Source organism: Mariprofundus ferrinatatus (genome assembly GCF_002795825.1).
GTDB lineage: Bacteria > Pseudomonadota > Zetaproteobacteria > Mariprofundales > Mariprofundaceae > Mariprofundus > Mariprofundus ferrinatatus.
Genome location: NZ_CP018800.1, coordinates 521945 through 547365 on the forward strand (window position 1 = coordinate 521945; position 25421 = coordinate 547365).

A 25421-nucleotide genomic window follows, 5' to 3' on the forward strand; every position below is an offset into this window, starting at 1 on the left:
CGGCAGGAAAACGGTCGGTCGGTAATCGAAAGATTCTTGCGTCTGGTTATCGTTGGCCACATCTAGCTCCGTTGCATGGGTTCAAAGGTTGCGCATGATAGGCAAAAGCAATGCATTTGTCTCATTGATCTGAAATAGCAGGTGACTGGAAGCGGTCGCTGCAGAAAACACTTCCGGTCAGGAGAGGATACCCCTTGCATCGTCGCAGTCTCTGGCAATCTGTGTGGCCAGATCTGCATGGCCGGTAAACTTGCGATCTTCGCGGATACGCTTTACGAATTTCACGTTCAGGCACTGATCATAAAGATCCGGGGAGTCATCCAGCAGATGGGTCTCCAGCAGCAGCGTACGGCCATTGAAGGTGGGGCGGTAACCGAGATAGGCGGCACCCTTCCACTCACGATCACATGTGTTGGCCAGAACTGCGTAAATGCCGACAGGTGGATGGGCGAGATCGGCAACATCGATATTGGCAGTGGGGAAGTTCATCTGGCGGCCGCGTTTATCACCGTGCAAGACAGTACCGGCGATCGAGTAGTCACGCCCGAGCAGGTTTTTCGCCAGCTCGAAATCGGCCGCCTCAACCGCCGAGCGAATGCGTGATGATGAGACTACAGCGCCGAGCATCTCAAAGGCGGCGGCCTCGGATACGGTAAATCCTACTTCGTCACCGAGGGTACGCAGGTCATCAACATGGCCTTCACGGTCATGACCGAAGGCAAAATCATAGCCGACATGGATATGGTTGAATCCGAAGGTTTCAAAAAGCGTGCGCGAGAACTTTTCGGCAGGCCAGGTAGCAAGCTCTTTGGTGAACTCCAGCAGCAACACTGCATCCACGCCCTCCGCTTCAAGATAGTGCAGCTTCTCCTGCAGATGGCACAAACGGCGTGGCGCCTCTTCAGGGTAGAGCACCGCACGCGGGTGTGGTTCAAAGGTGACAACGATAGTGGGGCCGCCGGCACACAGCGCGTGGCCGCGTGTTTCAGCCAGCACCTGCTCATGGCCCATATGCACGCCGTCAAAGTTGCCGACAGTAATCGCGCCGCCACGAATCTCAGAGGCATTTGCCTCATCCCATGAGTGAAAAATCTGCATGGCAGAACTCTATCGCTTCGCGGGAAAATAAAACAGCCGGTCGGAATGAGGGTCAGGGTTGAGCTGTTCGGCATGAAAGGGCACGATTCCCTCCATGGATATTGTGACGCAGGGTTTGGCTGGAGCTGTGCTGGCTCAGAGCTTTTCGAAGCAACATGAAACGCGCATGGCAATGGGGATCGGTTTTCTTGCTGGCTTACTTGCCGATATCGATGCGCTTTTTACCCAGTCCGAGACTGACCCTCTGCTGCAGCTCGATTTCCACCGCCACTTTACCCACTCACTGTTTTTCATTCCGGCTGGCGGGCTGATCGCTGCTCTATTGATGTGGCCAGTGCTGAAAAAACACCTGCCATTCAAACGGCTGCTGGTTTTCACTACAGCGGGATACGGAACCTCCGGCCTGATCGATGCCTGCACATCTTACGGAACCTCGCTTTTATGGCCCCTCTCCGATGAACGGATTTCCTGGAACATCATCTCGATTCTTGACCCGCTCTTCTCGATCGCTCTGATTGCTGCGATTCTGTTTGCAGCTGTAAAAAGAACACCCCGCTATGCAGTTTTCGGAATCTGCTTTGCCATCTCATACCTTTTGGTTGGTTTTGCACAGCATGAACGGGTTGAGGCGATGGCGATGGCTGCAGCTGAAGCCCGCGGCCATCATGTGGAACGCATCGAGATTAAGCCGACAATGGGCAACCTTATTCTCTGGCGCTCGATCTATGAGGCGGATGGCCATTTCTATGTTGATGCTTTTCGCGCTGGTCTGGATGAAGAGAAAATCTATCAGGGCGAGTCGACCAAGCGTTTCGAGCTGGCGGACTTGCCGCAGCTATCCAGGGACTCGGTTGTAGCCGAGGACATCAAGCGTTTCGATTTCTTCTCCGACGGATATATTGCCCTGCACCAGAGTGATGATGTGTCAATTATCGGAGATATCCGCTACTCGATGCTTCCAACCTCTGCAAAGCCGATCTGGGGCATTGAACTGGATCTCTCCGATCAGCAAAAACATACACCTTTTAATCAGTTTCATGACGCATCTGATGTCACCCGCCAGGCATTCATCGACATGCTCTTGGGCGAGGATGTTCGTGTCGTACTTGAGGGTGTCTCTGATGATCCCAGAGTCATGACTGAGCTTCCAGAGAAACAGATTTAACGACCATCCGCTATCTGATGCCGGATGCCGGATGCCGGAGCGCGCGGCGGTGAATGGTTGCATTGAAGGTTATCCGTTGATTTGTGCCCCGGCGAGCCAGCTTATGTATGCAGTTGAAATGATGAGATATCGATAGGGTTTTGCGCCAGCGAATCGGAAATTTTTTCATGCATGCATTCGAGAGCAGCGCAATCGGACAGATGTGCTGTCGCATACATATCTGCTGTATGACAGAGCCTGGCCAGAAGGGATGATTCCGGCTTGTGGCATTCGCCGATGGCCAGGCACATATCCTCGGGACAATTCCACATGCGTAACAGACGCATGCCTGCCTCATCATGGTTGACGCCATAGCACGCCTCCTCCATCTCGATCAGGGCATCACCATGAAGATGTCCGGTCTCCTGCTCAAAATATGAGAAGTCCACGTTTAATCCAAGGGCCACCCGGCCAATATCGTGTAAAAGGCCGGTCATGAATGCGAGTTCATGACTGATGTTGTTCTGATCTGGATCGATCTGCTTTGCCAGATGTTCCGTTAATATGGCCACTCCAAAAGCATGCGCCCAGAATGCACGGATAATTGCCATGTCCGTGGACAAGCAGAGGCCATACATGAGTGACATCGTGGAGGCGATATGGGCGGTCTCACGTGAACCCAGGCGGGTAATGGCCTTGCTGAGTTCGCCGACTGGAGTGTTTGCAGGATTGAACGCAGCTGAATTGGCAACCTTGAGGATCATGGTCGAGGTTGCCTGGTCGCTGCGAATAACCTCTGCCAGATCGTGCGCGTCTGAATCAGAGTCCTTGATGATTTTCTGGATCTTCACAAAACGGTCTGGCAACGAAGGAAGTTCTTTGCATAAAGAGAGTAACTCGAGTGTTGATTCACGATCATAAGCCGGCTCAATCATCGGTGTCTCCAATAGGGGTTCATCACGCCATTTGCTAACTTTCATACTTCCTCCCGGAATCAACAGAGCTTGTTGATGCGTCTGCTTGATTTCCCATCGTTTACTCTGCTCACCCGCTATGCTCCGGCACGCTTTATCGGATGATCTCTTTGATGCGATGACTAAGCGTATCAATATCCAGAGGTTTTCTCATGACAAGACTCCTCTCAATTCGCTCTTCAGGCCTTAAAGCCTCTTTTTTGTCATAACCGGTAGCGAATATGATCGGGATATCAGGATTGATTTCCCGCATGCGAAGGGCGGCTCTGGATCCTCCCAGCCTGGGCATGACAACATCCATGATGACCAGGGCGATACCCTGATTGTTTGAAAAGATGTCGACGGCTTCCAGCCCGTCTGCTGCAGTAAGAACATGGTAGCCCAGGTTTTCAAGAACCCCCTGGGTTGTTTCTAGAAGGTCAGCTTCGTCATCTACAAGCAGGATGGTCTCCCCTTCTCCCTCTTCGATCTCTGTTTCGTTATATGCTGCCATGGCCTGCTCTTCTTCAGCTATAAGTGGCAGATACAGATGAATGGTTGTTCCCTGATTCTCCTTGCTCTCAATATTCAGGATACCGTTATGCTCCTGAATAGCCCTGTGTACCATGGCAAGCCCCAGTCCGGTCCCTTTACCCACCTCCTTGGTGGTGAAGAAGGGGTCAAGGACATGGGCGATATCCTCCTGCCTGATGCCAGTGCCGTTGTCGCTTACTCTCACATGGGCATAATAATCAGATGATGCATCAGGGTGTGTATTGATGAAATGTTCATCCACTTCGAACTCATCAAGGCGGATTATAATCCTGGGTTCGGGCCTCTCTGCCACAGCGTCTTGCGCATTGATGATCAGATTCAGCAGCACCTGATGCAGTTGTGTGGCATCAGCATTGATGGTCAACTCCTGGTTGCAGAACTCATAGGTCACGATGGTGCTTTCGGGGATGGCGGCCTCAGTCAGTTTCACCGCCTCTTTAAGAAATGAGGTCAGGCTGAAGTGCTCTTTTTCAACTTCATTTGTCCTGGCAAATGTCAGTAGTTGCTGGATCATGTCAGCTGCCCGATCGGAGAGTTTCTCTATGTTATTCAGGTTGGCAAGCGCCCTGGGCTGATCCTGGAGCTTCCGCATCGCCAGAAAGAGGTTTCCTACTATGCCTCCAAGAATGTTGTTGAAGTCATGCGCAATCCCGCCCACGAGGGTGCCCAGCGCCTCCATCTTTTGTGACTGGTTGAACTGGGTCGCTGTTTTTTTCCGGTCAGAAATCTCCTTCGTAGTAGCGTGAAGAATGTCCCCGTCTTTCAACTTCAGCAGGGTGAGGTGAACTTCAGCAGGAAAAACCTCTCCATTGGTTTTCTGATGCGTCCATTCAAAGATGTTTGAGCCGGATCTGTAGGCTGCGGCAATTTGTTCATCTGCCGCTGTCCGCGAGTCTCTGCCATCCGGTTGGATCGGAGGGGAGTGTTCGCTGAGATGGCGGCCGAGGAACTCTTCTGATGAGGTACAGGCGAACATTTTCAAAGTAGCCGGGTTACAATCGAGAATCCCATGTTCATTAAGAAACATAATGGTATCTGGAGAGGCATCATAAAGTGCCCGAAGTTTTTCTTCGTAAGGGTTCAACTTACTCACCGAATAACCACCGCTCCTTTTTTCCAGTATGCCTTTGGGTTGCACCTTCCAGTTCCTGCCCCGAAGGGGGATAAATCAACGATCTCTACACTGCTCTCAACGAGAGTCCCTCCGATCAAACAGTATAACATAGAGTATATCGACTCGTAATCACTTTGCATTAATCATGGTGCCTCTACCTGCCATGTTAAAGGCGGGTTCATCAGAGTGGTCCGGTTATTGGCTCCTGTTGCTTATGTGTTAATGCCCCGGTTCAATGAGCAGGCATGCAGCCGGGTTTGCCCTTCAGGGAAACAGAGTGCTCGGGAGTACCTTTACATGGCCGTCGGCTTCTCCGGCCATTGGCATTCGGATGAGACAGGACAGGCATGGCACTTGGGTTTGCGCGCTGTGCAGGTGTAGCGGTGATGCGGATCGGCTAATTAGTGTTCTCATCTCCGTATTGGCGGGCGATGTCGCAGAACTCATCTTCTATGGCGACAAAGGCATCAACGATGTCGGGATCGAAGTGGGTTCCTTTTCCCTCAATGATAATCTTGCACGCCTTTTCATGGCTGAAGGCCGGCTTGTAAACCCGTTTAGAAATTAGGGCGTCGTAGACATCTGCAACGGCCATAAGGCGTCCGGAGAAGGGGATCTCATCCCCTTTTAATCCGGCAGGATAACCGCTTCCATCCCACTTTTCGTGATGGGTAAGCGAGATGTCGCTGGCAAGGATCAGGAATGAATTTGGCCCAAGACCCTTCTGGGCAACTGCCAGTGCTTCAGCACCTATGGCCGGGTGTCCCTTCATGATTTCAAACTCATCATCGGTGAGTTTTCCCGGCTTGAGCAGGATTGCATCGGGGATGCCCACCTTGCCGATATCGTGTAATGGAGCTGACTTGAAGAGCAGATCGATGGTCTCAATATCAAGGAAATCGCAGAACCTTGGATGATCCTTCAGCTTTTTGGCCAGTGCGCGAACATAGCGTTGGGTGCGAAGCAGGTGAGCGCCGGTCTCGTTGTCCCGTGTCTCTGCCAGCGATGCAAGCGACATGATGGTGATATCACGCGTGCGCCCGAGTTCCTCTGTGCGTTCTCGAATGGTATCGACCATGCGATTGGTGTGCTTGGCCATAACTCCAAACTCATCAGCAGAAGCGACAGGGATAGAGCCACTATAGTCACCGAGCGTGGTCTGCAGAAGCAGGGCATTCTGGGCATCGAACGAGCTACGGATATTGCGCGCAAAGGAGAAAATTACATTGAGCGTGTGGGGTAGCGTAACAGAAAGCACAAAGAGGAACTCCTTGATGATAGAGACGCGGCCATCTGCCAGAGGTATGTCGTTTCCAACTTTTACCAGCCAGTCGAGATCCTTGATGACCAGGAGAATGAAGATGCCGACAATAAGGAGGACGCTGATGGTGGCAAAGATCACCATGCGTGTCGTAATCGGAAAGTAATCCTCCTCTGGCTCAATTTCTGTGTGGTTGGCAAGAACAGTTGCGGCAACGTTTCGTTCCACCTGCAGCGCAATATCGATGGCAGCAAAGAAGCCGAGGCCTGCGATGCCGACAATCAGTTTAAGGCCGCTCTCAAGTGGAAAGGAGAATGTGACGGTGTTGAAGATCGTCAGGGAAATGCCGGTAGCAAGGAAGAGTAGAAGTTCCACCCTGAAAGCGGAGCGCACCTGGCTGTTCAGTGGTTTTTTGTTAACAAGGCTGTCCCACAATAGTTTCCCGGCCAGATATTGAACGGCAAACAGAGTGACGATAGGGATAATTACCGAGAACGCTGGCAGCCCTTCGACAAAGGGGCATACCTGGACGCCGTAGATAGGGATTATGACCGCTGCTGCACCATAGTGAATGATTCTTCGCATTGGCCTGATTCCCCAGTTACAGTGCACTGATCTTCTCCGGCCAATTGCATTCGGCGGAGACGGGGCATTGCGGGCATTTCGGCTTGCGCGCTGTGCAGGTGTAGCGGCCATGCAGGATCAGCCAATGATGGGCGTGCTGCATAAACGCTTTCGGAATCACCTTTAACAATCCTTTTTCGACATCGAGTGGCGTTTTGCCAGGAGCCAGCCCTGTGCGGTTACCTACGCGGAAGATATGGGTATCCACCGCCATGGTCGGTTCCCCAAAAAGAACATTGAGTACCACATTGGCAGTCTTGCGGCCGACACCGGGCAGTGCCTCAAGCTCTTTGCGGGTTTTTGGCACTTTTCCATCATGTCTTGAAACCAACATCTGGCAGGTGCCGATCAGGTGCTTTGCCTTGCTGTTATAGAGGCCCAGAGTGGAGATATATTTTTTCAGTTTGGTCTCGCCCAGATCGAGGATCGCCTGCGGGGTGTTGGCGACAGGGTAGAGCTTGGCGGTCGCTTTGTTGACTCCCACATCGGTGGATTGGGCCGAAAGCATGACTGCTGCAAGCAGCTCAAATTCATTACTGTAGTTGAGTTCGGTGACCGGTTCCGGGTCAATGGCCTGCAGCTGTTCAAAAAAGGAGCGCACCTGAGCGGCACTCATGCGTTTGGTCATGTTCAGTTGCTGATCTACTCGTTGACTTCTTTCATGGTCAGGCTCACCTGACGGTCAATGATTTCTCCGGCCGGATTAAGCACCTGCTCAACCAGGAAGATGGTGTCATCGGTGATCTTCTCAATCTTGCCATTGTTCTGGCCGATGTAGTTGCCGCGGCGGACGATATATCCCTTGGTGGTGCTATCCTCCACCATAGCCACATGCTCACCGGCCATTTTGAAGATGGCGACCAGTCGCAAGGTGGCGAGGTCGAACTCCTCGAGTTTTTCGCGTTTGCGGTCGGAGAGGCGCATCTGGGTTTCCATGAGTGCTGCCTGTCCGCGTGTGGCCATACGCACCAGATAGGAGGAGAAGGGGTCGCGCAGGTTGGTGAAATCGATTTCGGGCGCATTAACCTGGCGGCTCATAGCATCAGGGATTGCATCACCTTCCGCCATTGCAGCCGTTTCCGCCGATGCCGTAAAAGCACCGGTCATGCAGATCACTATCAGCCCTGACCAAAGCCTCATGGTCTCCTCCATAGCGCAGTAAAACAGGCAGTAAAACTGCGAGCGAGTGTAATTAGAGCAGTAAAATCAATGCGATGCAAAGCAATTCTCAGAATCTGCGACACCGGTTCGAGTCCAAATGTCCGGAGAGCGGCGCTGAATGCGGTCTCTTTCAATCTACGTTCTGCCAGAGCTTCCAAAACCGCCGGCGCCGCGTTCTGTCTCAGAAAGCCCGGAAACCTCATGAAAGTCGGCCTGCACGAACGGCGCAATAATCATCTGGGCAATACGATCACCGCGATTGACGATAAATGGTTCTTTGCCGTGATTGATCAGGATCACGCCAACCTCGCCACGGTAGTCTGCATCGATCGTGCCCGGGCTATTGAGTACGGTAATGCCATGTTTCAGGGCAAGGCCTGAGCGGGGGCGGATCTGGGCCTCGAAGTTGTCCGGCAGAGCCATGGCAAATCCGGTTTTGATCAGTTGATGTTCCCCCGGTTGAATCACCACAATTTCATCAATTGCTGCGCGCAGGTCGGCGCCGGCTGCGTGTGTTGTTGCGTAGAAGGGGAGGTCGATTCCATCGCCATGCGGCAGTTTCTGAATATGTACAATCGGGTTACTCATGATTCCAGCTCCATGATGTGTTGAATAATCTGTTCGGCAAAAGCCTGTTTGGATTCACTGTCGATCGGCACCTCACGCTCTGCGGTCACCCACCAGCCGCCAGCACGTTCCGAGCCCATGTTGCCGATATCGTTGGCGACAATTGCATCGACACCCTTCTGTTCCAGTTTACTGCGGGCATATCCGGTGTGGTTCGATGATTCTGCAGCAAAAGCAATCACGTGAGAGGGGCGCTGATACATTGCTGCGACCTCAGCTACAATATCAGGGTTGGCGATAAGTTCGACGTTCATTGATTTGGTGTCGTTACGTTTCAGCTTCCCGGAGTGGGTCTCCTGAAACCGAAAATCACTGACGGCAGCGGTTGCGATAAAGGTGTTCGCATCTTTGGCAGTATCAATGCAGGCAGCCAGCATCTCATCCGCTGATGTGACATTGATGCGTTTGACCAGCGGATGCGCATCGGGTGTGCCGGGGCCGGCAATCAGCGCGACTTCGGCTCCCATGACTGCAGCGGCAGATGCGAGCAGGGCCCCCAGTTTCCCGCTGGCACGGTTGGTAAGCAGGCGCACAGCATCCCATGCCTCTGCTGTTGGACCTGCATTGATCACCCAGCGCTGATCTTGAAGAGTCTGTTCGGTGAGCAGTGGAAGCAGGGCGGAAACAATATTCTCAGGTTCGGAGAGGCGACCGGAGCCCTCTTCGCCGCAAGCCAGTTGCCCCGATTCAGGGCCGATGAAACGGATGCCCCGTGTTGTCAGTGCTTCGACATTTCGACGGGTGGCATCGGATTCCCACATCGAGCTGTTCATGGCCGGCGCCAGCAGGGTTGGTGCCTTGTTTACCTGCATCATGGTGGTCAGCAGGTCATCGGCAATGCCGTATGCCAGGCGGGCAAGAATATTGGCTGTAGCCGGTGCGATCACCACAGCATCGGCCCATCGCGCAAGCTGGATATGCCCCATATTGCGTTCGGTGGTAAGATCAAAAAGCTCGGTATGCACCTCTTTGCCGGTCAGTGCCTCAAAGGTGAGAGGGGATACAAACTGGCAGGCCGACCGGGTCATGACACAACGAACCTCTGCGCCTGCCTTGATCAGCAGGCGTACAAGTTCGGCCACACGGTAGACTGCAATACCGCCTCCGATGCCGATCAGGATCCTCTTGCCGGCTAGCATCCTAGCTTTGCGCTTCCTTCAGGGTGCTCAACACTTCGTCAACATGGCCGGCCACCTTCACCTTGCGCCAGACATGCGTGATGACACCTTCAGGGTTGATGATAAAGGTTGAGCGCTCCACCCCAAGATACTCCTTGCCGTAGTTTTTCTTGATCTGCATGACGTCAAAAGCTTTGCAAAGCGCCTCATCAGGATCAGAAATCAGCGGGAAGTTGAGGTTCTGCTTTGTGGTGAAGTTCTCATGCGATTTCACCGAATCGCGGCTGACGCCGACGATGACGGCATCTGCGGTTGAGAAGTCAGGAAGGGCATCGCGAAATGCGCATGATTCAGTAGTGCAGCCGGATGTGCTGTCTTTGGGGTAGAAGTAGAGTATGACCCATTTCCCTTGCAGGTCAGCGAGTTTCAGTCTTCCTTCGGGCCAGGTCTCAAGCTCAATGCTGACAGGTGCGGCATCACCGGGGTTGATGGAATAGTTACTCATTAGCAGCTCCTTCTGAATATACGGGAATCATGGATGCCAAAGCATAGGGTACGATGCTATGCTCCGCCACATGCCAGTTCTGGAGAGGTGGATATGAGTCAGGTGCTGTTAGCCGAGCCGCGCGGGTTTTGTGCAGGCGTGGATCGAGCTATCGAAATTGTTGAGAAGGCGCTTGAGGTTTACGGTGCGCCGGTCTATGTGCGTCATGAGATCGTGCACAACAAGTTTGTAGTTGAGGGGCTGAAGAAGAAAGGGGCTGTCTTTATTTCCGAAGTGGATGATGCTCCTGACGGATCCCTGCTGATATTCTCTGCTCACGGTGTAAGTAAAGGGGTTCGCCAGCGAGCAGATGAGCGTGGCCTGCGCGTTATCGATGCCACCTGCCCACTGGTTACCAAGGTGCATCTGGAGCTTCTTCGCCACCACCAGAATGGTGACCAGGTGATCCTGATCGGGCATGCGGGGCACCCGGAGGTTGAGGGTACCATGGGCCAGGCCCCGGATGGGGCTGTGTTGCTTATTTCGACGGTTGACGATGTTGCATCGCTGGAGGTCAACGATCCCGGCAAGCTTGCATATGTCACCCAGACCACCCTGAGCGTCGACGATACTGTGGATATTATTGATGCATTGAAATTACGCTTCCCCCATATTCAGGGGCCGAAACGCGAGGATATCTGTTACGCAACCAGTAACCGACAGTCGGCGGTAAAAGAGCTGTCACTCAAGTCAGATGTAGTGCTTGTAATCGGATCGAAAAATTCGTCCAATTCCAATCGCCTGCGTGAGGTGGCCGAGCGCTCAGGTTGCGCTGCTTATCTGATCGATGGCCCGGATGATATCAATCCGATCTGGTTCGGAAGTGGTGATCGTATCGGTATTTCAGCCGGTGCTTCGGCACCTGAAGTGCTCGTGGAGCAGGTGACCTGCTGGCTCAGAGAGCGGGGGTTTGCTGAACCGGAGGTTCTTAAGGTGTGCGAGGAGAATGTCACCTTCAGTTTGCCGGTCGAACTTCGCAAATGCTGAATCCGGTCGGATTTGAGGTGGACCGGGAATAGTGGTCTGACCGAGGTTGAGGCGTTAAGATTGTTGATGAAGGGAAGTTTTATGTCGCGGGCAGAGTGTTGTATACTATTCTGCTAACGATTGATGTGGCTCTCAAATTGCACATTGGGGGTTAGTGTGCTACTTAAGAGGGGCGCACGACAACAGATAGATATGGTCTGTTGCTGCTTGCAGCCGGGAGGAAACGTTGCTGAACCGTGTAATTAAAGTACATATTATGGCGCTGACGCTACTGGTGCCAGTTGCGTTGTTCGCAGCAAATCCGAACGTCGATTCGGTCGGCACAGTTAATAAATTGACCGCCGGTGAGAAGAGTGTCGCCGAAACGAGTGCCGAATCTGCTGGTCAGGATTATCAGCAACAGTTGAAGGTGACTGCCGCAGCTCTTGCCGCTGAGAAGGCTGCCGCTGAGAAGGCTGCTGCTGAGAAGGCCGCTGCTGAGAAGGCCGCTGCTGAGAAGGCCGCTGCTGAGAAGGCCGCTGCTGAGAAGGCCGCTGCAGAGAAGGCTGCTGCAGAGAAAGCCGCAGCAGAGAAAGCCGCTGCAGAGAAAGCTGCTGCTGAGAAAGCCGCAGCAGAGAAGGCCGCAGCAGAGAAGGCCGCAGCAGAGAAAGCCGCAGCAGAGAAATCCGCAGCAGAGAAAGCCGCAGCTGAGAAGGCCGCAGCAGAGAAAGCCGCAGCAGAGAAGGCCGCAGCAGAGAAGGCCGCAGCAGAGAAGGCCGCAGCAGAGAAGGCCGCAGCAGAGAAGGCCGCAGCAGAGAAGGCCGCAGCTGAGAAAGCCGCTGCTGAGAAAGCCGCTGCTGAGAAGGCCGCTGCAGAGAAGGCTGCTGCAGAGAAGGCTGCTGCTGAGAAAGCTGCTGCAGAGAAGGCTGCTGCAGAGAAAGCTGCTGCAGAGAAGGCTGCTGCAGAGAAGGCCGCAGCAGAGAAGGCCGCAGCAAGGGAGGCTGCCGCCAAGGTGGCAGTGGCTTCACTTCAGAATTATCAGAAGCAATTGCTGGAAATGAGTAAGCATCTGGCTGGTGAAAAGAGCAACGCAGAGTTGCTTGCTGTAAAGCGTACAGCAGAGAAAGTCGCAGCAGAGAAGATGGAGGCTGAGAGAATTGCGGCCGAGAAGCTGGCGGTGGAAAAGGCCGAAGCGATTGCAGCCGCCGAGAAGGCTGTTGCGGACAAGCTGGCTGCCGAAAGAGCTGCTGCCGAAAGAGCTGCTGCCGAAAGAGCTGCTGCCGAAAGAGCTGCTGCTGAAAGGACTGCTGCCGAAAGGGCTGCTGCTGAAAGGGCTGCTGCCGAAAGGGCTGCTGCTGAAAGGGCTGCTGCTGAAAGGGCTGCTGCTGAAAGGGCTGCTGCTGAAAGGGCTGCTGCCGAGGCTGGCGCTATAGAGGATGCTCCGGCTGATGTGGTTGTTGAAAAGAGTCCGCCTGCAGCTGAGAAAAAACCATTTGTGGATCTATGGGATCGTGAAACGACTGCCTATGAGCCGGGTATTATATACCGGGATGAGTTTGATGGTGGTTACCTCTCTGAAGTGTGGCAGGTGCTCAATCCAAGGTCTGAGTTGATGAACTCTGATGGTGAGAGCCTGATCTTGATGACGAACAAATCTTCCCTCTCAAAAGGGCTTGTGCCTAACGTTCTGGTCTATAACGGCAGTAGTCTGAATGGAGATTATTCGGTTTCCGTGAGGGTGGATTCTGAGTTTACTGCCGGTAAGAACGGTCGGGCAGAACAGCAGGCGGGGCTGCTTCTCTATCGCAGCGGCAGCGACCACATAGGGCTGATTGTTGGCGTGGAAGATGAGGCGAACTTCAGCAAGTGTGAAGGTCGGGATTGCAGGCAGGTTGTCAGTGCCCGTTTTGTCAAGGCACTTGATGGTGAGCGTGTACAGATCAACAGCCCGTACTGGGTAGCCTGGCAAAAGCCGAAATCAACTTCGATGGCCACCCGTTTCTCGGTGTACCTCAAGATTGATAAAGTGGGCTATACCTATACTGCGCATGCAAGCCTCGACGGGAATACCTGGTATGAGATTGGGGCCGTACCGTTCTTCAGCACCAAGCTGAAGCCGGCTCTCTTTGCCAGTGGCAATGAGGACTTTCCGTACGCACTGGTCAAGCTCGATCATCTGGTTATCAAAGAGCTTCAATAACAGGAATCTGAATGCTGAAAACAGGCCGCGCAAAACAGGCGGCCTGTTTACTTAATTGTTCCGGGTGATGTTGCGCGCCTGCTCGGCAGCATTGCCGATGTAGCTGGCAGGAGTCATTTCCATCAGCTGCTGTTTTGCATCAGCCGGAATATCAAGGTCTTTGACAAACGCCCTGAGTGCATCCGGGGTGATTCCTTTGCCGCGGGTGAGGGCCTTCATCTGCTCGTATGGATTCTCCAGCCCATAGCGGCGCATGACGGTCTGAACCGCTTCGCCGAGCACTTCCCAGCTGGCATCAAGGTCTGCATTGATGCGTTCCGCATTGATCTCAAGCTTGCTGAAACCTTTCAGGGCTGAGCTGTAAGCAAGTGTTGAGTATCCAAAGCCGACGCCGAGGTTGCGCAGCACGGTCGAATCGGTGAGGTCACGCTGCCAGCGGGAGATGGGTAGCTTCTCTGCCAGATGGGCGAGAACTGCATTGGCAAGGCCGAGGTTACCCTCTGCATTCTCGAAATCGATTGGATTCACCTTATGCGGCATGGTTGATGATCCGACTTCGCCGGCTATCACTTTCTGCTTGAAGTAGCCGAGGGAAATATAGCCCCAGATATCGCGGCTGAAATCGATCAGTATGGTATTAAAGCGAGCTGCAGCATTGTTGAGTTCGGCAATGTAGTCATGCGGCTCGATCTGTATGGTGTACGGATTCCAGTTGATGCCGAGTGATTCGACAAAGTCTTTGGCGATTGCTGGCCAGTCCAGATCAGGGTATGCGGCGAGGTGGGCGTTGTAGTTGCCAACCGCGCCATTGATTTTACCGAGTATTTCGTTGTTTTCGACCTGTTTAAGTTGACGGGAGAGCCGGTAGGCTACATTGGCCCACTCCTTGCCCATGGTGGTCGGGCTTGCAGTCTGACCGTGGGTGCGGGCAAGAAGAGGCTGCTCCGCATACTGAATCGCACCTTTGGTAATTGCATCGACAACTGCTCTCATCTCAGGAATCAGTACAGTCTCACGTGCTTCGTTGAGCATCAGTGCGTAGGAGAGGTTGTTGATGTCCTCGCTGGTGCAGGCGAAATGGAAAAATTCAGAGATTGCTGCCAACTCTGCGTTATCGGCCACTTTCTCTTTCAGCAGGTACTCGACCGCTTTCACATCATGGTTGGTTGTCGCTTCGATCTCTTTGACCCGGCTGGCATCCGCTTCTGAGAAATCGGTGACAATGGCGTTGAGAAAGGCCTGAGCATCAGCTGAAAATGCTGGCACCTCGGCAATATCCGGATTGGCTGCCAGCATCTGCAGCCAACGTACTTCAACGGTGACGCGGGCCTTGATCAGGCCGTACTCACTGAATATCGGACGAAGGCTGGCGGTTTTGCCAGCATAGCGGCCGTCCAGCGGGGATAGGGCTGTAAGAGGTGATACCTGCATGGGAACTCCAGTAGATAATAAATCGAAAGCATCAAAGGCGCAGTCTGTATGGTGGCGAAATGTACACGCTATACGGCGCATTTCCAAAGGCATCTTTGGCGGCACCCAGTTATGTTGTTACGCTGTTTCTTGATTTCGATTAGGGCGGTGGCATTATTCGCGACCGTTTTACAGGGGGTAAGACTCGGTCTTGCTCCTTTTTTGTTAAAACGAAGTGCGAGGGTGGCGGAACTGGTAGACGCGCTGGATTTAGGTTCCAGTACCTTTGGTGTGGGGGTTCGACTCCCCCCTCTCGTACCATTTACTAAGCTGTAGAAGGTGTCTATTTCTTCTTCCTCTCAGCGACCTGCAGCAGAAGCTGCCTGTATATTTGGAGATAATTGATGATTCAGACTGAAGTAAAGTCCCTTGGAAATAACGAACATCTGGTGCATGTCACTGTGGCACAGAGCGAGTATGACCGTATCTATGCTGACCAGATGAAGAAACTGACCACGCAGGCCAAGCTTCCGGGTTTTCGTCCTGGTAAAACTCCGAATAATGTTATCAAGAAGCAGTTTGGCTCTAAACTTCATGAGGACACCATCTCTGAGCTTCTTCAGGCGCATTATGTCACCGCGATTGAATCGTCAGGACTGACACCTGCCGTTCAGCCGAATCTCGATATTCCTGCAACACAGCCTGCAGAGGGTTTTGAGTTTACAATGAAGGTGACTACTTGGCCGAAGGTTGAGGTGAAGGGGCTGAATAAGCTGAGTTTCGACGAGACCGCGGTTGAGGTCGAAGATCAGGATATTGACCAGGTCATCGAGCGTTTGGAGAAGTCTCAGGTTAAGTTTGAGATTGAAGCCGGTCGCGCAGCCGAGAACGGCGATCAGCTGCATATCGATTTTGTCGGCTCTATCGATGGTGAAGAGTTTGCAGGCGGCAAGGGTGAGGATGTGCCGCTGGTGCTGGGCGAAGGACGCTTTATCCCTGGCTTCGAAGAGCAGCTGGTTGGCAAGAAAGCCGGAGATGATGTGGCCATCGAGGTGACTTTCCCTGAAAATTATCAGGCAGCACATCTGGCAGGCAAAGCGGCAACTTTTGCCTCGACTGTTAAATCTGTTGGCAAGCCGGTCAATGCTGAGAATGAAGATGACCTGGCGAAGATGCTCGGTTTTGAAGATGGGGCAGCATTGCGAGAAGATGCACGGGTGCGCCTGAGTGAGGAGGCTGACTACGCCTCTTTCGAGACTACTCGTGAAGCTGCACTGGATGCACTGCTTGAGGCCAATCCGGTGGATCTTCCTGAAGCACTGATTGCTCAGGATATCCGGGAGACCACTCAGCGCGTGCTGCAGAACATGAAACAGCAGGGCGTGGAAGTGACTCCGGACATGCTCGATAACGATGAGTTCAGACAAGAGGTTCGCGAGCGCTCAGAGCGTGGATTGAAGCTCTCTGTGCTGATTCAGGCGGTTCGTGAAGCGGCAGGCATCACACTTGATGAGGCGCTGGTTGATGCGGAGCTTGATCGCCAGTCCATGCAGTATCCTGAAGCGCAGCGCGACCAGTTCAAAAACTATATTAAAGAGCAGAAGGAGCAGATGGCAGCCATTCGCGACAGACTGCTTGAGCGCCAGTGTGTTGAACATATTGTCTCTAAGGCCAAGACCAAGAGTGTGACCAAGCCGCTTTCGGTGTGGCAGGCAGAACAGGAACAGTAAAGCTGACCGGGAGGGTCCTGAAAGCTCAGGGCTCTCTTTTTTCACAGCAGTATCATTGCCGGCTGATGTAGGGAAGTGGCACTTAACCTGCTTGCTTTATACCTTAGTATGGAAATTGCCTCAGGACTCTTTATGCTGGGCCGCAATTGTTTATTGATCTGAAAAGAAAAAAGGAGAGTTCATGAATCTGGTTCCGGTAGTTGTAGAACATACTGCACGTGGAGAGCGCTCCTACGATATCTACTCTAGGCTGCTCAAAGAGCGCATTGTTTTCCTCAATGGGCCGGTTGATGATCATGTCGCCAACCTGGTTATTGCCCAGTTGCTGTTTCTTGAGTCCGAAGGGCCGGACAAGGATATCTACCTCTACATCAACAGTCCCGGCGGCCTGGTGACGGCTGGTCTGGCGATTTACGACACCATGAACTATATCCGCTGCGATGTGTCGACGCTCTGTGTCGGGCAGGCTGCAAGTATGGGCGCCCACCTGCTTTCATCGGGCACCAAAGGTAAGCGTTTCGCGCTGCCCAATGCCCGTATCATGATCCACCAGCCACTGGGCGGATTCCAGGGGCAGGCGACCGATATCGAGATCCATGCGCGCGAGATTCTCAAGCTGAAAGAGCGGCTGAATGAGATGATGGCTAACAACACAGGACAGCCGCTGGAGAAGCTGGCTGACGATGTGGAGCGCGATTATTTCTTGACCGCGCAGGAAGCAAAAGACTACGGTTTGATAGATAGCGTGCTGACGTCCCGCGAAGAAGTGAAGAACGGAGGTGTTAATGGCGACACAGAATAACGGGGGGGACAATACCCTATACTGTTCGTTTTGCGGCAAATCGCAGCACGATGTGAAGAAGCTGATTGCCGGCCCAACCGTATTTATCTGTGACGAATGCATTGAGCTCTGCAATGAGATTATTGTGGAGGAGCTTTCCGGAGAGCAGAAGGAGAGCAAGCAGGAGAGCGGCCTCCCCAAGCCTGCAGAAATCAAGGCATATCTTGATGATTATGTGATTGGTCAGGAGGGGCCAAAGCGCCTGCTGTCCGTCGCTGTTTATAATCATTACAAGCGTATTGCACATAATGAGAAGAGTGACGTTGAGATTTCCAAATCGAACGTACTGCTGCTTGGTCCGACCGGCTGCGGCAAGACTCTGCTGGCGCAGACACTGGCGCGTGTATTCGATGTGCCGTTTGTGATGTCTGATGCGACAACCCTGACCGAGGCCGGATATGTGGGTGAGGATGTCGAGAATATTATCCTCAAGCTGTTGCAGGCTGCCGACTACGATATTGAGAAAGCACAGCGTGGTATCGTCTATATCGATGAGGTAGATAAACTTTCCCGTAAGGCGGAAGGGCCATCCATCACACGCGATGTTTCCGGTGAAGGTGTGCAGCAGGCGCTACTCAAGCTGATCGAGGGCACCGTAGCCTCCGTGCCACCGCAGGGGGGGCGCAAGCACCCGCAGCAGGAGTTTATGCAGGTCGATACGACCAATATTCTGTTTATTCTGGGCGGCGCTTTTGCCGGGCTTGAGAAGTTGATTGAAGCGAAAGCAAAGCCACGATCCATCGGTTTTGGTGCGCAGGTGCAGTCGGATGATGAGAAGGATATCGGCGCTATTCTGAGCCAGGTTGAGCCCGAGGACCTGATCAAGTTCGGATTGATTCCGGAGCTGGTCGGAAGACTCCCCGCCGTGGCGACGCTGAACCAGCTTGATAAAGATGCGCTGTTCCGCATTCTGACCGAGCCGAAAAATGCACTGGTCAAACAGTATGCTGCGCTGATGAACTATGATGGTGTCGAACTGTCGTTTACCGATGATGCACTGGTTGCAATTGCCAAGAGGGCGATCGAGCGCAAAACCGGTGCGCGTGGTCTGCGTGCCATAATGGAGACGGTGATGCTGGATGTGATGTATGACATCCCGACCATGTCGAATGTCGAGAAATGCGTGGTGAACCGCGATGCTGTTGAAGGTAAGGGTAAACCCGTTCTGGTTCTCAAGGGTGATCAGGAGATGCAGGCTGCGGAAGCGGCTTCCTGAATCAATTTAAATTATTTGAGAATGGTTTTCATTTCATGCGGCTTACCGCAGGCTTACCGTTTCTGGTTTAAGGAGTAATTGGTGGCTGAGTTATCTAAAGAGAAAAGTGGTGAAGAGTCGATGGGGTCAGAAGATTTGCTTCCGGTTCTGCCGCTCAGGGATATTGTTGTATTTCCTCATATGATCGTGCCGCTTTTTGTCGGGCGCGATAAATCGGTCAAGGCGCTGGAAGAGGTGATGGGCTCCGGCAAGCGGGTGATTCTGCTTGCTCAGAAAGATGCCGGCCACGATGATCCCGGAGCGGATGATCTCTATCAGATTGCTACCATTGGCAATATTCTGCAGCTGCTCAAGTTGCCGGATGGCACGATCAAGGTTCTGGTCGAGGGCGGGGAGCGTATTCAGATTGATGAGCTGCTGGTCGAAGGGCCGTTTCTGCGTGCTCGCTTCTCTCCAATGCAGGCTGTGATTGAGGATGAGCAGGAGCTTGATGCTGTTGCCCGTTCGCTGGTCAATAAATTCGAATCCTATGTGAAGCTGAACAAGAAGCTGCCTCCGGAGGTGATGGTTTCCGTCTCCGCGGTAGAGGAGGCGGATAAGCTGGCTGATACAATTGCCGCCCACCTGAATCTGAAAATTGAGGATAAGCAGGAGCTGCTTGAACTGCAAAGCGTCACTGCTCGCCTGGAGCGGCTCTACGCCCATATGGAAGATGAGATGGAGCTGCTGCAGGTGGATAAGCGCATCCGCAGCCGCGTGAAACGCCAGATGGAGAAGAGTCAGCGCGAGTACTACCTCTCCGAACAGATGAAGGCGATTCAGAAAGAGCTGGGCGATGAGGATGCTGAAGGCGACCTGCTCAAGCTTGAAGAGAAAATTCAGAAGCTGGGGCTTTCCAAAGAGGCAAAAGAGAAGGCCGAGTCGGAACTCAAGCGCCTGAAGATGATGCCTGCAATGAGTGCAGAGGCAACAGTAGTTCGAAACTATCTCGACTGGCTGATTGAGATCCCGTGGAAAAAACGCTCCAGGGTAAGCAAGGATATCAGTGCTGCCGAGAAGGTTCTTGAGGCTGACCACTATGGCCTGGAGAAGGTGAAAGAGCGTATTCTCGAGCATCTTGCAGTTCTGCATCTGGTGCGCAAGATGAAGGGGCCGATCCTCTGCTTCGTGGGCCCTCCTGGAGTGGGAAAAACCTCTCTGGCCAAGTCGATCGCTCGTGCAACCAGGCGCGAATATATTCGTATGAGTCTGGGCGGTGTGCGTGATGAGGCTGAGATCCGGGGTCATCGCCGCACCTATATCGGATCGATGCCGGGCAAGGTAATCCAGTCGATGAAGAAGGCCGGCACGAAGAACCCGCTGTTTCTTCTGGATGAGATAGACAAGCTGGGGGCAGATTTCCGCGGTGATCCATCATCTGCACTGCTTGAGGTGCTTGATCCCGAGCAGAATAATACGTTTAATGATCACTACCTTGAGGTCGACTACGATCTCTCTGATGTGATGTTTATTACCACGGCCAACAGTTATAACATTCCAGGTCCGCTTCTGGACCGTATGGAGATTATCCCGATCTCCGGTTATACCGAGCATGAGAAGCTTGAAATCGGTCGCCGTTATCTGCTTGAGAAGCAGCGCAATAACCACGGGTTGAAAGCGAACCAGTTGGTCATTGCGGACGATGCTCTGGTTGAGATTATTCGTTACTACACCCGTGAAGCCGGTGTGCGCAGTCTCTCCCGTGAACTTGCCAAGCTCTGCCGTAAGGTGGCGCGCAAGCTGGTGCAGTCAGGGGGCAATGAGCAGATTCATGTCTGTGCGGCCGATATTGAGCAGTTCCTTGGCGTTCGCAAGCATCGTTTCGGGTTGGCTGAAGAACAGGACCAGATCGGCGTTGTGACCGGTCTGGCATGGACCGAGGTTGGCGGGGAACTGCTGCAGATCGAAACCGCACTGATGCCAGGAAAAGGTAAGCTCACGGTGACAGGGCAGCTTGGTGATGTGATGCAGGAGTCTATTCAGGCGGCACTGACCTATGTGCGATCGCGTGCAGCAGAGCTGGGTCTGAAGCCGGACTTCCATCAGAAGGTGGATATCCATGTGCATGTTCCGGAGGGGGCGATTCCGAAGGATGGACCCTCAGCAGGTCTGGCCATGGCAACATCCATTGTGTCGGCGCTTACAGGCATACCTGTCAGGCGCGATGTCTGCATGACAGGTGAGATTACACTGCGTGGAAAAGCACTTCCGATCGGCGGATTGAAAGAGAAGCTGCTGGCGGCCCACCGTGGTGGTTTGACCGATGCGATTATTCCTGAAGAGAATGCCAAGGACCTGAAAGACATCCATGAGGATATTTTACAGGGATTGTCCATTCATACTGTATCAAATATGGATAAAGTGCTAGAACACGCCTTGACTCGGTTGCCAGCAGGTATGAGTATGTCCGGGAATTTTGTGCCGGGGGGCGTTGGCGATATCTATCTGGATGACAGCTCAACGGTGGCGCATTGAAGTAAAGAAAATCAAAAAAATCGGTTGACAGGATATGGGGTCTATTGCTTATAGTTGCGGCCCATTGAACGCAGCGGGAGGAATAATGAATAAAGCAGATTTGGTAAACCACGTGGCCGCATCGGCGGACCTCAGCAAGGCAGCAGCAGGCGCAGCAGTTGAAGCTGTGCTGGGCGGTATCAGCGGCGCTCTTGCTGGCGGTAACTCCGTAAGCCTCGTAGGTTTTGGAACATTCTCAGTGGCAGAACGTGCAGCACGTACCGCACGCAATCCACGTACTGGCGACACCATTCAGGTGGCCGCATCTAAGGCGCCTAAATTCAAAGCTGGTAAGGCTCTTAAAGACGCAGTAAAATAACGACCTGAGAACTGGTAACACGGTTCTCTGAACAAGGGCTATACGCCCTTGTTTTTTTCGGGCGCTTAGCTCAGCTGGGAGAGCAACGGCCTTACAAGCCGTAGGTCGCAGGTTCGAACCCTGCAGCGCCCACCATTATCAAAGGCTCTGTGTTTTATATGCAGAGCCTTTTTCAGTCAGCTTAATTTTAGTTGATTTTAGGGGTGAAGATTATTAACTTGCGCCCCGCACCGCTGGAGCGGTAGTTCAGTTGGTTAGAATGCCGGCCTGTCACGCCGGAGGTCGCGGGTTCGAGTCCCGTCCGCTCCGCCACATATGAAGCCCCTGATGGAAACATCGGGGGCTTTTTTGTTGTGTGTGATTTGAGGCATCGGAACTGCGGACGACGACGAGAGCCCGATAGGGGCCGATGAATTGGCTGTCCTGGTAGTTTAAACGTTGAAAAAATTAACGCCCCGAAGGGTGAAGGGCAGGGGCTCCGGAATGGTTCCGCCCGCTCCGCTATATAAGAAGCCCAGATGGAAACCTCAGGGGTGCCCGAAGGGTATCTGAGAAGTGGTGCGCGCCATCGAGTGTTTACTACCTGATCCTGTCATGCTCAGTAAGCCAGGCCACATAATCGCGTGCAACATTGGTCGCAGCTCTATTCAGGGCAGCTGTGGCACTCTGTGCATTCTTTGAGGCGGCGGGCACAGTGGATATAAACTCTTTGGTGGCGATGACCGTTTTGTTCGCATAGTCGATCAGATAAAATCGAGCCCGGATCACGCCACTGGATGTTCCGTCAGCATGGATATGGTGGCTGAAATCGTACAGTGTGCTCTCAAGTAACAGGTGGGCTTCTGAAGCGGAGGTGGCCGGAATAACAGCCGCAAACCTGCCGCTTTCTTCCAATGCCAGTTGGAAGAGGACTTGCAACAACCTTACCGGCGCATCGCTCCAGCGGCTGTATGCATAGCTGTTCAGGGCATGTTCAGCATCGCTGTATAGAATCTCGGTACCGGAGAAGGCGCGTGTTGTACGCATTGGGGCCAGTTTAATGATAAGTTGCCCCGGTTCCGGATGCTGGCTGTTCTCAGCCCGTTCAGGCGATATCGTGTAGATATCGGCAGGAGGAACGTTTCTGGTTGCGCAGCCACTGAGCAGGCAGAGCGAGAGCAGGATCAAGGTGACAGAAATGCTATTTCTCATGGTATCCCTCCTCACCAGGACCCGGTCTCGGTTGGCTCTGCTTGAACAGTAGGTCACTCGGACTGGCTTCGGTAGCCCGGATAGTTCGTTGCATATCACCTGCCAGAATATCCAGTTCGTAAAGCAGCTGATTCAGATATTCAAGACTCCTCCTTACATCCTGCTGCATGTTGCTACCGGAACCAGCATAGTTCTTATCAAGGCTATCAGCCAGTTTCTTCACACTGACAGAGGCGGCCTCCACCTTTCCGAAGGCCTCGGTCATACGCTTTTCCATTACAATGCCGTTATCGATAACCTGCCTGAATCCTTGCAGTTGCCCCCTGATCTCTTTGGCAAACAGGGTCGTTTCAGAGAGCAGGGCTGTGATATTGTTCAGGTTTTCCTCGCTGAGCAGACGGTCGAATTTTTCGGCAAGCAGATCGAGCGATTTATCTATCTGGGCAAAGGTTGATGGGCTTGTCTGGATGACGGGAATATTATCACCCGTTTTCAGCAGTAGTGGCGCCTCTTTGCTGCTTTCTGTCAGTTCTATAAATACCAGGCCTGTGATGCCGAAAGACTTCAGCTTTGCCTTGGTGTCCACCTTGACGGGAGTACCGTGTTTGATTCTCAGGAGGAGCTCCGCCTCTTCGGGGTTTTCCATGTTGATGCCCATATGTTCGACGGAACCAACATCAACGCCGTTGTATTTGACGGAGGTATCGTTACTCAATCCGGCGACAGATTCTGAAAAGTAGACATAGTAGTGGTCATACTCCTCTTCGCCGCCATATTTTCCCAGCCAAAACGCGAAGGTGAGCAGCCCAGCCAATAGCAGAGAAACAAAGGCTCCTACAAGCGTATAATTAATTTTGCTTTCCATTCCGGCTCCGTATGCTTCCTCGCGCACCCCAGAAGAACTGTCTGACGATGGGGTTGGGGTTTTCTATCACTTCGTTGAGGGTTCCGTCTGCAAGGATTTTGCTTTCGCCCAGCACGGCAAAGCGGTCAACGACCGTCCAGATGGAATCAAGATCGTGAGTGACCATCACAATCGTTAAATCAAGGATATCCCGAAGTTCAAGAATCAGATTATCAAAGGCCTCGGCGCCGATCGGATCCAGCCCCGAGGTGGGCTCATCAAGAAACAGCAGCTTAGGGTCCATGGCTAAGGCCCGTGCCAGCGAGGCTCGTTTGACCATGCCGCCACTGAGCTCGCCCGGATACAGGTCGGCTACTGTTTCAGAAAGGCCTACCATTTTAAGTTTGATGCGTATGATATCCCGAATCAGCTTTAAGGGGAGATCGGTATGTTCTCTGAGTTTGATGCTGATATTGTCTCCGACAGTGAGAGATGAGTAGAGCGCACCGCCCTGAAAGAGTACACCCCAGTTTCGTCGCAGTGTGGCGGCATTGTCATGACTGATCGTCGAAAGGTTGTGCTCAAGTATCCTGATCTCTCCAGCGTCGGGTTTCAGCAGCATGATCATCTCTTTCAGCAATGTTGACTTGCCGCAGCCGCTACTGCCGAGCAGGCCGTAAATCTCACCATGACGCACATTCAGGCTTATACCATCATGAACCAGATTTTTGCCAAACCGGGTGACAACATTCGATACCGAGATAGCGGTCCGGTTCATAGTCCCAGCTCCGTGAGCAGCACCGAGAAAAGTGCATCGCATGCAATGACCAGAAAGATGGCGTTGACGACGCTGATGGTGGTGTAGCGACCGATGCTTTCCGTGTTTTTGGAGACCTGGAATCCGCGAAAGCACCCGACTGCTGCAATAAGCCATGCAAAGAACGGGCCTTTGGCAATGCCGATCCACAGGTGCTTGATCTCAAGGACGTTTTGCAGGCGGTTAAGAAATTCTGCATAGGAGAGGTTCAGATGAACGTGTGAAATAAACATGCCGCCGGCGATACCAACCAGATCAGCAAAAAAGATCATCAGAGGCAGAATAATCATCAGCGCCAAGATGCGCGGTAACACCAGAAAGCAGTGCGGATCAAATCCCATGGTACGCATGGCATCAATCTCTTCGGTGATTTTCATGACGCCAAGCTGGGCGGTATAAAAGGAGCCTGTCCGGCCAGCCACGACGATGGCCGTGATGAGCGGGGCAAGTTCCCGGGTGACGGAGATACCGATCATGTCCACGATAAATATGTTGGCGCCGAACTTTTCAAGCTGCACGGCCCCCTGATAGGCAATCACCACGCCGATCAGAAAGCTTGTCAGGGCGACGATGGGCATGGCATGTACGCCTGCATCCTCAATGTTCTTCACGATGGCGCCAATGCGGATGGAGCGCGGATGCAGAAGTGAGTTGAACAGGCTTGTGAAATGCTCGCCAATAAAGGTGAAGAACTCCATGGTATCCAGCACAAATGCGATACACTTTCTGCCGACAGTGTTAAAGGGTTTCAGGAGTCGTGATGATAAAGCCGCTTCGGGGAGGACTGATTTTCCGGCTGTAAATTTGCGCAGCAAGGCGTAGAGCTTATCATGCTCACTCTTGATGCCGGTGAGTTCAATCGGGCAGTTGTTCGACTTCAGTAGATCGTAATGGTGGATAAAAAGCAGCATGCCCGCAGAATCGATCTCTCCGATATTGGACAGATCCCATTGAATCGAGGTGTTTCGATATTCTCCGGAATAGCTGTCCAGTTTGTCGGAGACATCCCTGAGGGCATCAATCGTCCAATTGCCGAAGCTTTTGAGCAATATGGCGCCACTCTTACTTTTATGCCGCTCTATCCGGGCTTTCTGCGATTGAGTTGACTGCATTAGCTCCTGTCCGTTTATAAACG

22 protein-coding genes, 3 tRNA genes and 1 pseudogene are annotated in these 25421 nt (G+C 52.9%); 11 read left to right on the forward strand and 15 right to left on the reverse strand.

All coding sequences use genetic code 11. The features are described 5' to 3' along the window. Positions 1-177: 177 nt before the first annotated feature. On the reverse strand, positions 178-1098 hold the full coding sequence (gene ribF, locus Ga0123462_RS02545; RefSeq protein WP_100264858.1) for a riboflavin biosynthesis protein RibF: 921 nt from the start codon (positions 1096-1098) through the stop codon (positions 178-180). A 94-nt stretch (positions 1099-1192) separates the two neighbouring features. Here ribF and Ga0123462_RS02550 point away from each other — a divergent pair, with 94 nt between their 5' ends. Next, entirely contained in the window at positions 1193-2263 is a 1071-nt protein-coding gene (locus Ga0123462_RS02550; RefSeq protein WP_100264859.1) for a metal-dependent hydrolase, read from the forward strand. Between the two features lie 101 nt (positions 2264-2364). Here Ga0123462_RS02550 and Ga0123462_RS02555 read toward each other — a convergent pair whose 3' ends face one another. The 9 genes and pseudogenes from Ga0123462_RS02555 to Ga0123462_RS02595 all read right to left on the reverse strand — a co-directional run bounded on the left by Ga0123462_RS02555 (position 2365) and on the right by Ga0123462_RS02595 (position 10160). Further along, a complete protein-coding gene (locus Ga0123462_RS02555; RefSeq protein WP_232726567.1) occupies positions 2365-3222 on the reverse strand; it encodes an HDOD domain-containing protein in 858 nt (285 codons plus the stop codon). Between the two features lie 88 nt (positions 3223-3310). Further along, the gene (locus Ga0123462_RS02560; RefSeq protein ID WP_157821239.1) at positions 3311-4843 is read right to left on the reverse strand and encodes a hybrid sensor histidine kinase/response regulator; all 1533 of its coding nucleotides are present in this window, start codon (positions 4841-4843) and stop codon (positions 3311-3313) included. 314 nt (positions 4844-5157) lie between these two features. Next, positions 5158-5238, reverse strand: a pseudogene (locus Ga0123462_RS11575) (endonuclease III); the annotation flags it as partial. A gap of 23 nt (positions 5239-5261) precedes the next feature. Continuing rightward, positions 5262-6710, reverse strand: a complete 1449-nt coding sequence (locus tag Ga0123462_RS02570) for an HD domain-containing phosphohydrolase (RefSeq protein WP_100264861.1) — start codon at positions 6708-6710, stop codon at positions 5262-5264. Between the two features lie 16 nt (positions 6711-6726). Further along, complete coding sequence (gene nth / locus Ga0123462_RS02575) at positions 6727-7377, reverse strand: endonuclease III (RefSeq protein WP_232726569.1); 651 nt, start codon at positions 7375-7377, stop codon at positions 6727-6729. Positions 7378-7391: 14 nt separating this feature from the next. Further along, positions 7392-7889 carry a pilus assembly protein PilP gene (locus Ga0123462_RS02580; protein WP_100264862.1) on the reverse strand — a complete coding sequence of 166 codons (498 nt, stop codon included), beginning with the start codon at positions 7887-7889 and terminating at the stop codon, positions 7392-7394. A gap of 156 nt (positions 7890-8045) precedes the next feature. After that, positions 8046-8498, reverse strand: a complete 453-nt coding sequence (gene dut, locus Ga0123462_RS02585; protein WP_100264863.1) for a dUTP diphosphatase — start codon at positions 8496-8498, stop codon at positions 8046-8048. Further along, positions 8495-9676 (reverse strand): bifunctional phosphopantothenoylcysteine decarboxylase/phosphopantothenate--cysteine ligase CoaBC, encoded by a 1182-nt coding sequence (gene coaBC / locus Ga0123462_RS02590; RefSeq protein ID WP_100264864.1) that lies wholly within the window; start codon positions 9674-9676, stop codon positions 8495-8497. Before coaBC ends, dut begins: the two co-directional genes overlap by 4 nt. Position 9677: 1 nt before the next feature. Further along, complete coding sequence (locus Ga0123462_RS02595; RefSeq protein WP_100264865.1) at positions 9678-10160, reverse strand: peroxiredoxin; 483 nt, start codon at positions 10158-10160, stop codon at positions 9678-9680. Positions 10161-10253: 93 nt separating this feature from the next. Between Ga0123462_RS02595 and ispH the strand changes: the two genes are divergently transcribed. Both ispH and Ga0123462_RS11520 read left to right on the forward strand, forming a co-directional pair. Then, positions 10254-11186 carry a 4-hydroxy-3-methylbut-2-enyl diphosphate reductase gene (gene ispH / locus Ga0123462_RS02600; RefSeq protein ID WP_100264866.1) on the forward strand — a complete coding sequence of 311 codons (933 nt, stop codon included), beginning with the start codon at positions 10254-10256 and terminating at the stop codon, positions 11184-11186. A 226-nt stretch (positions 11187-11412) separates the two neighbouring features. Continuing rightward, positions 11413-13365: a histone H1-like repetitive region-containing protein gene (locus Ga0123462_RS11520; protein ID WP_232726571.1), complete on the forward strand. Its 1953-nt coding sequence runs from the start codon at positions 11413-11415 to the stop codon at positions 13363-13365. Positions 13366-13416: 51 nt separating this feature from the next. Here the strand turns inward: Ga0123462_RS11520 and purB are convergent, their stop codons facing one another. Next, positions 13417-14796, reverse strand: coding sequence for an adenylosuccinate lyase (purB, locus tag Ga0123462_RS02610; protein ID WP_100264867.1), 1380 nt, complete (start codon positions 14794-14796; stop codon positions 13417-13419). A gap of 216 nt (positions 14797-15012) precedes the next feature. Here purB and Ga0123462_RS02615 point away from each other — a divergent pair. The 8 genes from Ga0123462_RS02615 to Ga0123462_RS02650 all read left to right on the forward strand — a co-directional run bounded on the left by Ga0123462_RS02615 (position 15013) and on the right by Ga0123462_RS02650 (position 21746). Then, a tRNA-Leu gene (locus Ga0123462_RS02615) sits at positions 15013-15096 on the forward strand. An 83-nt stretch (positions 15097-15179) separates the two neighbouring features. Then, on the forward strand, positions 15180-16505 hold the full coding sequence (gene tig / locus Ga0123462_RS02620; protein ID WP_100264868.1) for a trigger factor: 1326 nt from the start codon (positions 15180-15182) through the stop codon (positions 16503-16505). 181 nt (positions 16506-16686) lie between these two features. Next, the gene (gene clpP, locus Ga0123462_RS02625) at positions 16687-17307 is read left to right on the forward strand and encodes an ATP-dependent Clp endopeptidase proteolytic subunit ClpP (protein ID WP_100264869.1); all 621 of its coding nucleotides are present in this window, start codon (positions 16687-16689) and stop codon (positions 17305-17307) included. Next, entirely contained in the window at positions 17291-18562 is a 1272-nt protein-coding gene (gene clpX, locus Ga0123462_RS02630; RefSeq protein ID WP_100264870.1) for an ATP-dependent Clp protease ATP-binding subunit ClpX, read from the forward strand. Before clpP ends, clpX begins: the two co-directional genes overlap by 17 nt. A gap of 120 nt (positions 18563-18682) precedes the next feature. Then, on the forward strand, positions 18683-21076 hold the full coding sequence (gene lon / locus Ga0123462_RS02635) for an endopeptidase La (protein ID WP_100266451.1): 2394 nt from the start codon (positions 18683-18685) through the stop codon (positions 21074-21076). 85 nt (positions 21077-21161) lie between these two features. After that, positions 21162-21434, forward strand: coding sequence for an HU family DNA-binding protein (locus Ga0123462_RS02640; protein WP_100264871.1), 273 nt, complete (start codon positions 21162-21164; stop codon positions 21432-21434). Positions 21435-21493: 59 nt separating this feature from the next. Next, positions 21494-21569, forward strand: a tRNA-Val gene (locus tag Ga0123462_RS02645). A 100-nt stretch (positions 21570-21669) separates the two neighbouring features. After that, positions 21670-21746: transfer RNA gene (locus Ga0123462_RS02650), tRNA-Asp, on the forward strand. Between the two features lie 267 nt (positions 21747-22013). Here Ga0123462_RS02650 and Ga0123462_RS02655 read toward each other — a convergent pair. The 4 genes from Ga0123462_RS02655 to Ga0123462_RS02670 are packed head-to-tail and all read right to left on the reverse strand — an operon-like array spanning position 22014 to position 25398. Continuing rightward, positions 22014-22625: an ABC-type transport auxiliary lipoprotein family protein gene (locus tag Ga0123462_RS02655; RefSeq protein WP_100264872.1), complete on the reverse strand. Its 612-nt coding sequence runs from the start codon at positions 22623-22625 to the stop codon at positions 22014-22016. After that, positions 22615-23490: an MlaD family protein gene (locus Ga0123462_RS02660; protein ID WP_100264873.1), complete on the reverse strand. Its 876-nt coding sequence runs from the start codon at positions 23488-23490 to the stop codon at positions 22615-22617. Before Ga0123462_RS02660 ends, Ga0123462_RS02655 begins: the two co-directional genes overlap by 11 nt. Then, positions 23474-24247 carry an ABC transporter ATP-binding protein gene (locus tag Ga0123462_RS02665; protein WP_100264874.1) on the reverse strand — a complete coding sequence of 258 codons (774 nt, stop codon included), beginning with the start codon at positions 24245-24247 and terminating at the stop codon, positions 23474-23476. Before Ga0123462_RS02665 ends, Ga0123462_RS02660 begins: the two co-directional genes overlap by 17 nt. Next, positions 24244-25398, reverse strand: coding sequence for an ABC transporter permease (locus tag Ga0123462_RS02670; RefSeq protein WP_100264875.1), 1155 nt, complete (start codon positions 25396-25398; stop codon positions 24244-24246). The genes Ga0123462_RS02665 and Ga0123462_RS02670 overlap by 4 nt, the downstream gene beginning before the upstream one ends. Between the last annotated feature and the right edge of the window lie 23 nt (positions 25399-25421).

Bases quoted from the DNA above. Each gene is read 5' to 3' on its own strand.
- ribF (WP_100264858.1), bottom strand. From the start codon at position 1,098: ATGCAGATTTTTCACTCATGGGATGAGGCAAATGCCTCTGAGATTCGT.
- Ga0123462_RS02550 (WP_100264859.1), top strand. From the start codon at position 1,193: ATGGATATTGTGACGCAGGGTTTGGCTGGAGCTGTGCTGGCTCAGAGC.
- Ga0123462_RS02555 (WP_232726567.1), bottom strand. From the start codon at position 3,222: ATGAAAGTTAGCAAATGGCGTGATGAACCCCTATTGGAGACACCGATG.
- Ga0123462_RS02570 (WP_100264861.1), bottom strand. From the start codon at position 6,710: ATGCGAAGAATCATTCACTATGGTGCAGCAGCGGTCATAATCCCTATC.
- nth (WP_232726569.1), bottom strand. From the start codon at position 7,377: ATGACCAAACGCATGAGTGCCGCTCAGGTGCGCTCCTTTTTTGAACAG.
- Ga0123462_RS02580 (WP_100264862.1), bottom strand. From the start codon at position 7,889: ATGAGGCTTTGGTCAGGGCTGATAGTGATCTGCATGACCGGTGCTTTT.
- dut (WP_100264863.1), bottom strand. From the start codon at position 8,498: ATGAGTAACCCGATTGTACATATTCAGAAACTGCCGCATGGCGATGGA.
- coaBC (WP_100264864.1), bottom strand. From the start codon at position 9,676: ATGCTAGCCGGCAAGAGGATCCTGATCGGCATCGGAGGCGGTATTGCA.
- Ga0123462_RS02595 (WP_100264865.1), bottom strand. From the start codon at position 10,160: ATGAGTAACTATTCCATCAACCCCGGTGATGCCGCACCTGTCAGCATT.
- ispH (WP_100264866.1), top strand. From the start codon at position 10,254: ATGAGTCAGGTGCTGTTAGCCGAGCCGCGCGGGTTTTGTGCAGGCGTG.
- purB (WP_100264867.1), bottom strand. From the start codon at position 14,796: ATGCAGGTATCACCTCTTACAGCCCTATCCCCGCTGGACGGCCGCTAT.
- tig (WP_100264868.1), top strand. From the start codon at position 15,180: ATGATTCAGACTGAAGTAAAGTCCCTTGGAAATAACGAACATCTGGTG.
- clpP (WP_100264869.1), top strand. From the start codon at position 16,687: ATGAATCTGGTTCCGGTAGTTGTAGAACATACTGCACGTGGAGAGCGC.
- clpX (WP_100264870.1), top strand. From the start codon at position 17,291: ATGGCGACACAGAATAACGGGGGGGACAATACCCTATACTGTTCGTTT.
- lon (WP_100266451.1), top strand. From the start codon at position 18,683: ATGGGGTCAGAAGATTTGCTTCCGGTTCTGCCGCTCAGGGATATTGTT.
- Ga0123462_RS02640 (WP_100264871.1), top strand. From the start codon at position 21,162: ATGAATAAAGCAGATTTGGTAAACCACGTGGCCGCATCGGCGGACCTC.
- Ga0123462_RS02655 (WP_100264872.1), bottom strand. From the start codon at position 22,625: ATGAGAAATAGCATTTCTGTCACCTTGATCCTGCTCTCGCTCTGCCTG.
- Ga0123462_RS02660 (WP_100264873.1), bottom strand. From the start codon at position 23,490: ATGGAAAGCAAAATTAATTATACGCTTGTAGGAGCCTTTGTTTCTCTG.
- Ga0123462_RS02665 (WP_100264874.1), bottom strand. From the start codon at position 24,247: ATGAACCGGACCGCTATCTCGGTATCGAATGTTGTCACCCGGTTTGGC.
- Ga0123462_RS02670 (WP_100264875.1), bottom strand. From the start codon at position 25,398: ATGCAGTCAACTCAATCGCAGAAAGCCCGGATAGAGCGGCATAAAAGT.